General features: G+C 26.7%; 1 protein-coding gene. It reads left to right on the forward strand.

Translation table 11 applies throughout. From position 1 onward, the window contains the following. The first annotated feature begins 201 nt into the window (after positions 1–201). On the forward strand, positions 202–594 hold the full coding sequence (locus tag HCG70_RS17265; protein WP_221698082.1) for a hypothetical protein: 393 nt from the start codon (positions 202–204) through the stop codon (positions 592–594). The last annotated feature ends 259 nt before the right edge of the window (positions 595–853 follow it).

Below are 853 nucleotides of genomic sequence, written 5' to 3' on the forward strand. Positions count from 1 at the left end.
AAAATGCTAGGCTTTGCCTAGCCCCACAAAATTTTTGGGGGCAGTTTCTCTTTATGCTCTTATAAAATATCTACAGGTATAATTTCCAGTTAAGATATTTTATAATTCATATTTGGATTTGATTAAACTTTTTTTAAGTTTATGGGTGAGCATAGCGAGGGCAAAGCCCTTAATAAAAAAGTAAAAGGAGTTAAATTTAAGATGGCAAGAATAAGAAAAGAATATAAAATGACAGAAAAAAATGTAGAGTACATAGAAGAAGTTAAAGAGAAAAATAATCTTAAATATAGTAGTGAAGCATTAGATTTAATAATTAGAGAGCATAGACAAAATTCAGATATTACAACAGAAGCTATGATTAAAATAATAGCAAAAGAAGTAGCAGAACAAATCAAATTTGATATGAAAGAAATTAAAAAATCTAGTAATGATACTGATAGAAATACTCAAATACTTTTAGAATTAATTAATGGATTTTTTGTAATTTCTGAGTATGGAAGGTTAGCAACAACAGAGGATATTATAGCACCAGCATTACCTAGGGCAATAGATCTTGTAGATAAGAGAAGAGAAAATAGTATGAGGTTTAGATAAAGAAATATTAAAGTAAAAAAACTCAATGACTTAGGTAGGGAGTATTAATTATATTTTTTTTGATGACCAACTGGAGTATTAAGTAACGGAGTGGAGAGTAGCGTAATGAGTAAGTTAATACGTAAGGCGGTAGAAAGTATTTAAGACTAAATAATTTTCAAATTAAATTTTATTTAGATTAACAGTTGTTTGGAGTAGGATTTTTCTATTAAACTTTTTAAAAGTTTAATAGAATGTTATTTATAAAAATGATATACTT

Source organism: Clostridium sp. K04, assembly GCF_019734375.1.
Classification (GTDB): domain Bacteria; phylum Bacillota; class Clostridia; order Clostridiales; family Clostridiaceae; genus Clostridium; species Clostridium saudiense.